At 66.3% G+C, this 7,272-nt stretch carries 7 protein-coding genes; 5 read left to right on the top strand and 2 right to left on the bottom strand.

The features are described from left to right. Positions 1-79: 79 nt before the first annotated feature. Together pip and prmC are read right to left on the bottom strand one after the other, a co-directional pair. Positions 80-1,021 carry a prolyl aminopeptidase gene (pip, locus tag O0K41_RS21680; protein WP_005408161.1) on the bottom strand — a complete coding sequence of 314 codons (942 nt, stop codon included), beginning with the start codon at positions 1,019-1,021 and terminating at the stop codon, positions 80-82. A 48-nt stretch (positions 1,022-1,069) separates the two neighbouring features. After that, a complete protein-coding gene (prmC, locus tag O0K41_RS21675) occupies positions 1,070-1,927 on the bottom strand; it encodes a peptide chain release factor N(5)-glutamine methyltransferase (protein WP_164223022.1) in 858 nt (285 codons plus the stop codon). Between the two features lie 297 nt (positions 1,928-2,224). Between prmC and ahpC the strand changes: the two genes are divergently transcribed. The 5 genes from ahpC to O0K41_RS21650 all read left to right on the top strand — a co-directional run bounded on the left by ahpC (position 2,225) and on the right by O0K41_RS21650 (position 7,187). Then, positions 2,225-2,788, top strand: a complete 564-nt coding sequence (gene ahpC, locus O0K41_RS21670) for an alkyl hydroperoxide reductase subunit C (protein ID WP_005408159.1) — start codon at positions 2,225-2,227, stop codon at positions 2,786-2,788. A 223-nt stretch (positions 2,789-3,011) separates the two neighbouring features. After that, positions 3,012-4,604: an alkyl hydroperoxide reductase subunit F gene (gene ahpF / locus O0K41_RS21665; RefSeq protein WP_005408158.1), complete on the top strand. Its 1,593-nt coding sequence runs from the start codon at positions 3,012-3,014 to the stop codon at positions 4,602-4,604. Between the two features lie 85 nt (positions 4,605-4,689). Further along, positions 4,690-5,652, top strand: coding sequence for a LysR substrate-binding domain-containing protein (locus O0K41_RS21660; RefSeq protein WP_049450147.1), 963 nt, complete (start codon positions 4,690-4,692; stop codon positions 5,650-5,652). Between the two features lie 123 nt (positions 5,653-5,775). Then, on the top strand, positions 5,776-6,180 hold the full coding sequence (gene rnk, locus O0K41_RS21655) for a nucleoside diphosphate kinase regulator (protein WP_005408156.1): 405 nt from the start codon (positions 5,776-5,778) through the stop codon (positions 6,178-6,180). Between the two features lie 50 nt (positions 6,181-6,230). Beyond that, complete coding sequence (locus O0K41_RS21650; RefSeq protein WP_049460911.1) at positions 6,231-7,187, top strand: transaldolase; 957 nt, start codon at positions 6,231-6,233, stop codon at positions 7,185-7,187. The last annotated feature ends 85 nt before the right edge of the window (positions 7,188-7,272 follow it).

The following is a 7,272-nucleotide window of genomic DNA, read 5'->3' as shown; positions in this document are numbered from 1 at the left end:
GGTGGACGAGGGTTGGTAGCGCCACGCATGGCGCGGCGCTGCCGGTGCGGCGTTGCCGGCCAGCGGCCGGCACTACCGATCAGGCGAAGCTGTCGGTGGCGCGCACCAGCGCGTCCACGTTCTCGGCCTCGAACGCCGAATGGCCCGAGGCCGGCGTGATTTCCAGCTTCGCCTTCGGCCAGACCTTGGTCAGGTCCCAGGCGTTGGCCAGCGGGCAGACCACGTCGTAGCGGCCGTGCACGATCACGCCGGGAATATCGGCGATGCGGTGCGCGTCGCGCAGCAGCTGGTCTTCCACCTCGAAGAAGCCGCCGTTGACGAAGTAGTGGTTCTCGATGCGGGCAAACGCCAGCGCGAAGTGCGGGTCTTCGTGGCTGTTGATGAAGTCATCATCGACATGCAGGAAGCTGGTCGCGCCTTCCCACACCGCCCACGCCTTGGCCGCTTCCAGGCGGGTGGCTTCGTCGTCGCTGGTCAGGCGGCGGTGGAAGGCCGAGATCAGGTCATGGCGCTCCACCGACGGGATCGGCTTGAGGTAGTGCTCCCACGCATCCGGGAACAGGCGGTTGGCGCCTTCCTGGTAGAACCACTCCAGTTCCCAGCGGCGCAGCATGAAGATGCCGCGCAGGACCAGTTCGGTCACGCGCTGCGGATGGGTTTCGGCATAGGCCAGCGCCAGGGTCGAACCCCAGCTGCCACCGAACACCTGCCAGCGATCGACCTTGAGGTGTTCGCGCAGCTTCTCGATATCGGCAACAAGGTCCCAGGTGGTGTTGTCCACCAGGTCGGCGTGCGGGGTGGAACGGCCGGCACCGCGCTGGTCGAACAGGATGATGCGGTACTTGGACGGGTCGTGGAACTGGCGCATCTTGTCGCTGCAGCCACCGCCCGGGCCACCGTGCAGCATCACCACCGGCTTGCCGTCCGGGTTGCCGCACTGCTCGAAGTACAGCGTGTGGCGGTCGTCGACCTTCAGGGTGCCGACGTCATAGGGGGTGATGGCGGGGTACAGCGTACGCATGCTTGCAGCTCCAGGGTGATGCCCTGCCGTGGCAGGAGAACCTCCATTCTAGGCCGGACGCCGGCCCAGGGTGATGCGGTCGCGCTGCTCCAGATCCTGCACGGTCTGCACCTCGGCAAACCCCGCCGCCTCGAACAGCGCGCGGATCGCCTCGCCCTGGTCCCAACCATGCTCGATCAGCAGCCAGCCGCCGGGCAGCAGGTGGGCCTGGCCACCGTCGACGATGCGGCGGATGTCGTCCAGGCCATCCGGACCCGAGGCCAGTGCGGTGGCCGGCTCGAAGCGCAGGTCACCCTGTTCCAGATGCGGGTCGTCGCTGGCGATATACGGCGGGTTGCTGGCAATCAGGTCGAAGCGGGCACCCTGCAGCGGCGCATACCAGTCGTGCCCGCCTTCGGCGAAGCGGACGTTGCGCAGATCATGGCGGGCGGCATTGCGCGCGGCCACGGCCAGCGCGCCCGGGCTGGCGTCGGTGGCCAGCACCTGCACCTGCGGCCGTTCGCTGGCCAGTGCCAGTGCAATCGCACCACTGCCGGTGCCCAGGTCGGCCAGCTGCAGCGACTGGTCTGGCGGCAGGCGCTCCAGCGCCAGCTCGACCAGCAGCTCGGTTTCCGGACGCGGGATCAGCGTGGCCAGGTCGACCTCCAGGTCCAGCGTCCAGAATCCGCGACGGCCGGTCAGGTAGGCCACCGGCTCACCGGCCACGCGGCGGGCCAGCAACGCCTCGAAGGCGGCCTGGTCATTGGCGGCCAGCGGATCGGTGGCGTGGGCGAACAGCCAGCTGCGCGGGCGGTCCAGTACGTGCAGCAGCAGCAGTTCAGCCTCGTGGCGGGCCTCGATGCCGCCGAGACGGGCACTGGCCTCAGCCACGGTCTGGCGCAGGGAGGGTTCGGTTTGGAAAGACATGCCGCAATTGTAGAGCCGCAGTCGAGCGTGGCTCGACACTGCAAAAAGCTGCAATCCGTTCAGGTTCTGCCGGAGGGAATAAGGAGGGGCTATCGGCCCCTTTCCGCGCCTCCGGGAGATTTCCCTTGTCACACAGCCAGTTGCAGGATGGGAGCGGCAAGGTTCAGTGCCTGCTCATGACCAAATGATAGACTCCATCTATCGAATAGATGCAATCAATGGATTGTTCTTATCGCCAGCGAGTCGGTAACCTAGCTCCTGTCGATTCACCCACTCCCCTTCACCAGAGGAAAAACGATGTCCCTGATCAACACCCAGATCCAGCCGTTCGAAGCCAACGCTTACCACAATGGCGAGTTCATCAAGGTTTCCGACGCCAGCCTGAAGGGCCAGTGGTCCGTCCTGATCTTCATGCCGGCCGCCTTCACCTTCAACTGCCCGACCGAGATCGAAGACGCGGCTGACCATTACGCCGAGTTCAAGAAGGCTGGCGCCGAGGTCTACATCGTCACCACCGATACCCACTTCTCGCACAAGGTGTGGCACGAAACCTCGCCGGCCGTCGGCAAGGCCCAGTTCCCGCTGGTCGGCGACCCGACCCACCAGCTGACCAACGCCTTCGGCGTGCACATTCCGGAAGAAGGCCTGGCCCTGCGCGGCACCTTCATCATCAACCCGGAAGGCGTGATCAAGACCCTGGAGATCCACTCCAACGAGATCGCCCGTGACGTTTCCGAGACCCTGCGCAAGCTGAAGGCTGCCCAGTTCACCGCCGCCAACCCGAACCAGGTCTGCCCGGCCAAGTGGAAGGAAGGCGAGAAGACCCTGACCCCGTCGCTGGACCTGGTCGGCAAGATCTAACGCAGTACCGGCCTTCCGTGGCCCCACGCCACGGCGCGCCCTTCATCCCCATGCCGGTGCCCTACCGGCGTGGGGGTGAACCCAAGACAGCCAACGCTCGCCCGCCTTGGCCAGCCAGCCCCTTCCACGGTCGCTGTCTTGGGTTCACCCCTACCCCCAGCTGGTCCGCTACCTTGTACAGCGGTGCCACGCCCCCTGTTTGCCTGAAGCCAGGAGAAGACCGATGTTGGACGCCAACCTGCAGTCGCAGCTGAAGACCTATCTGGAGCGCGTGACCCGCCCGATCCAGATCACCGCGCACGCCGACGACGGCGCCAAGTCGCAGGAGATGCTGGAACTGCTGCAGACCCTGGAAAGCCTGTCGGACAAGATCTCGCTGCAGGTGCTGCGCGATGGCCAGGGCCGCGTGCCGTCCTTCGACCTGGGCACCCCGGGCCAGGACATCCATCTGACCTTCGCCGGCCTGCCGATGGGCCATGAGTTCACCTCGCTGGTGCTGGCGCTGCTGCAGGTGGGCGGTCATCCGTCCAAGGCCACGGCCGAGCTGATCGAGCAGGTGCAGAACCTGGAAGGCGAGTACAGGTTCGAAACCTACTTCTCGCTGTCCTGCCAGAACTGCCCGGACGTGGTGCAGGCGCTGAACCTGGCGGCGGTGCTCAACCCGCGCATCCAGCACGTGGCCATCGACGGTGCCCTGTTCCAGGACGAAGTCGAGAAGCGCGAGATCATGTCGGTGCCGACCGTGTACCTCAACGGCGAAGTGTTCGACCAGGGCCGCATGACCCTCGAGCAGATCGTGGCCAAGCTGGACACCAATGCCAGCAAGCGCGATGCCGAGAAGATCGCCGCCAAGGACGCCTTCGACGTGCTGGTGGTGGGCGGTGGCCCGGCCGGTGCTGCAGCGGCGATCTACGCCGCACGCAAGGGCATCCGCACCGGCATCGCCGCCGAGCGTTTCGGTGGCCAGGTGCTGGACACCATGGCGATCGAGAACTTCATTTCGGTGAAGGAGACCGAAGGCCCGAAGCTGGCCACGGCACTGGAACAGCACGTGCGCGAGTACGAGGTGGACATCATGAACCTGCAGCGCGCCAGCGCGCTGGTGCCGGCCGGTGAAGACGGCCTGGTGCAGGTGCAGCTGGAGAATGGCGCAGTGCTGAAGTCGCGTTCGGTGATCCTGTCCACTGGCGCACGCTGGCGGCAGATGAACGTGCCGGGCGAAGACCAGTACCGCAACAAGGGCGTGGCCTATTGCCCACACTGCGATGGCCCGCTGTTCAAGGGCAAGCGCGTGGCGGTGATCGGCGGCGGCAACTCCGGCGTGGAAGCGGCCATCGACCTGGCCGGCATCGTGTCGCATGTAACCCTGCTGGAGTTCGATTCCAGCCTGCGCGCCGATGAAGTGCTGCAGAAGAAGCTGCGCAGCCTGGCCAATGTCACCGTGCTGACCAGCGCACAGACCACCGAAGTGCTGGGCGACGGCAGCCGTGTCACCGGCCTGGTCTACAAGGACCGCGTCGGCGGCGACGCCCACCGCGTCGAGCTGGAAGGCATCTTCGTGCAGATCGGCCTGCTGCCCAACACCGAGTGGCTGAAGGACGTGGTGGCGTTGTCGCCGCGTGGCGAGGTCGTCATCGACGACCGCGGCCAGACCAACCTGCCGGGTGTGTTCGCTGCTGGCGATTGCACGACGGTACCCTACAAGCAGATCATCATTGCCATGGGCGCCGGTTCGACCGCCGCACTGAGCGCGTTCGACCACCTGATCCGCTCGTCGGTGAGCAACAGCAGCGGTGCCGTTGCTGAAGCGGCCTGATCCACCGTTCCCAGATCACCGGGAACATTGTCTGCCTGTCGGGTAACCACGCCGTCAGCCGGTCCGTTACCCCTGGGGTGTAAGGATGAACCTACGTGATCTGAAGTACCTGGTAGCCCTGGCCGACCACAAGCATTTCGGCCGGGCTGCCGCCTCCTGCTTTGTCAGCCAGCCCACGCTGTCCACGCAGATCCGCAAGCTGGAAGAAGAACTGGGCCTGCCGCTGGTGGAACGCGCACCGCGCAAGGTGATGCTGACCCCGGCCGGCCAGGAAGCGGCGGCACGGGCACGGGTGATCGTGTCCGAAGTGGAGCAGCTGAAGGAGGCGGCGCGACGAAGCCGCGACCCGGAAGCCGGGACGGTGCGCCTGGGGATCTTCCCGACCCTCGGTCCGTACCTGCTGCCGCATGTGATCCCACGCATCCGCGAGCGCTTCCCGGAGCTGGAACTGCTGCTGGTCGAGGAAAAGAGCGATGTGCTGCTGGACCGCCTGCGCGAAGGCAAGCTGGACGCCGCGCTGCTGGCGCTGCCGGTAATCGACGACCAGCTGCACGCCGAGTTCCTGTTCGAGGAACCGTTCCTGCTGGCGGTGTCCGGGCGCCACCCGCTGGCCCGCCGCGAACACCTGGATGTGCAGGAACTGGCCACGCAGAAGCTGCTGCTGCTGGAAGATGGCCACTGCCTGCGCGACCAGGCGCTGGAAGTGTGCCGCCTGTTCGGCGCCAACGAGAAGTCCGAGTTCCGCGCCACCAGCCTGGAGACGCTGCGGCAGATGGTTGCCGCCGACGTCGGCATCACCCTGCTGCCCAGCCTGTCGGTGCAGCCGCCGGTGCCGCGCTCGAACAACATCCGCCTGCTCGACTTCACCGGCGAGGGCCGTCCCAGCCGTCGCATCGCCATGATCTGGCGCCGCAGCTCGGCCATGAACGACTTCCTGATGGAACTGGCCGACCAGTTCAAGCGCCTGCCGCAGGCGTTGTTCACCCTTGATGCGGTGAATGCCACCGGCGACGCGACCGCCCTGCCCGGCCCCGCCCTGAACGGCTGAACCCCCGCAGCACCGGCCTGGAATCGGCAGGAGTCGATTCCGGCCGCATTTGTCCCCACAATACAGACAGGCGGCGCCAGCAGGTGCCGCCTTTTGCATGGCTTTCAACCAAGGAGCTTCACCATGAGTACCGCCAGCGGCCTGCCGCCGTCGATCACCGTTTCCACCTTCGACATGGACCGCCTGGACGCCATGCTCGAATCCCCTGCGCTGAGCCAGACGCCTGCCGCGCTCGCGCTTGCTGAAGAACTCAACCGGGCCACCGTGCTGGCACCGGACCAGATTCCCGAAGGCATCGTCATGATGCATTCGCGCGTGGAGTGCGAAGATGAAGTGTCGGGCGAGAAGCACGTCCTGACCCTGGTCTTCCCCCGCGAAGCCAACGTCGATGAAGGCAAGGTTTCCGTGCTGGCCCCGGTCGGCAGTGCCCTGCTCGGCCTTTCGATCGGCCAGAGCATCGACTGGAATGCGCCCGGCGGCCGCAAGCTGCGCCTGCGCGTGACCGCGGTCCACAACGACCGCCCCTGATTACCGCTGCGCACTGCGCGCGATTCGATCCCCCTGCACCAGGAGCCGTAATGAGTACCCCGTCCAAACTGTCCCAGCTGCGCGAACTGTCCGTGGTCGTTGCCGATACCGGTGACTACGAGGCGATCAAGCGCCTGCAGCCGGTGGACTGCACCACCAATCCGACCCTGGTGAAGAAGGCGCTGGACCTGCCGGTCTACGCCGAGCTGATCGAACGCGAACTGGCTTGGGGCCGCCAGCAGAGTGGCGACCGCGAAGCCGTGGTGCACGCCGTGGCCGACCGCCTGACCATCGGCGTCGGCGCGCTGCTGAGCACGCTGGTGCCGGGCCGCGTGTCCACCGAAGTGGACGCCGACCAGGCCCACGACACCGCCGCCACCGTGGCCAAGGCCCGCCAGTTCATCCAGATGTACGCCGATGCCGGCGTGCCGCGCGAGAAGATCCTGATCAAGATCGCCGCGACCTGGGAAGGCGTGGAAGCCGCGCGCATCCTGCAGGCCGAGGGCATCGACTGCAACCTGACCCTGATCTTCAACCCGACCCAGGCGCTGGCCTGCAGCGAAGCCGGCGCGTTCCTGATCTCGCCGTTCGTCGGTCGTATCCTCGATTGGTACGTGGCCAACGGCCAGACCCCGGCCACCATCGACGAAGACCCGGGCGTGAAGTTCGTGCGTGGCGTGTATGCCGAATTCAAGCGCCGCGGTTCGCCGACGGTGGTGATGGGTGCCTCGTTCCGTTCGACCGCGCAGATCGAAGCACTGTCCGGCTGTGACCGCCTGACGATTTCGCCAGACCTGCTGGAAAAGCTGGACGCCGACCACGGCGAGCTGCCGCGCAAGCTGGTGGCCGGTGCAGCGGACGGCGCGGCGGTGACCCCGATCGATGCGGCGAAGTTCGCGGCGGACCTGGCGGCCGATCCGATGGCCACCGAGAAGCTGGCGACCGGCATCGAGGCGTTTGCCAAGGATCTGGAAGCACTGCGCGAGCGGATCCGCGCGGCACTGTGATTCCGGCCAACGGCTGAGCCCCTCGTGGCGGGTCGGTAGAGTCGAGCTTGCTCGACTGACTGCTAGAGCAAAAGCCGCGCTGGGT

Origin of the sequence: Stenotrophomonas sp. Sm2128, assembly GCF_030985535.1 — a bacterium.
Lineage (GTDB): Bacteria > Pseudomonadota > Gammaproteobacteria > Xanthomonadales > Xanthomonadaceae > Stenotrophomonas > Stenotrophomonas maltophilia.
Note: the sequence above shows the minus strand (reverse complement) of the source record. Positions and strands in the feature narration are given on the sequence as shown.

Coding starts and splice junctions, on each gene's coding strand:
- O0K41_RS21650 (WP_049460911.1), top strand. CDS start 6,231: ATGAGTACCCCGTCCAAACTGTCCCAGCTGCGCGAACTGTCCGTGGTC.
- prmC (WP_164223022.1), bottom strand. CDS start 1,927: ATGTCTTTCCAAACCGAACCCTCCCTGCGCCAGACCGTGGCTGAGGCC.
- ahpF (WP_005408158.1), top strand. CDS start 3,012: ATGTTGGACGCCAACCTGCAGTCGCAGCTGAAGACCTATCTGGAGCGC.
- ahpC (WP_005408159.1), top strand. CDS start 2,225: ATGTCCCTGATCAACACCCAGATCCAGCCGTTCGAAGCCAACGCTTAC.
- rnk (WP_005408156.1), top strand. CDS start 5,776: ATGAGTACCGCCAGCGGCCTGCCGCCGTCGATCACCGTTTCCACCTTC.
- pip (WP_005408161.1), bottom strand. CDS start 1,021: ATGCGTACGCTGTACCCCGCCATCACCCCCTATGACGTCGGCACCCTG.
- O0K41_RS21660 (WP_049450147.1), top strand. CDS start 4,690: ATGAACCTACGTGATCTGAAGTACCTGGTAGCCCTGGCCGACCACAAG.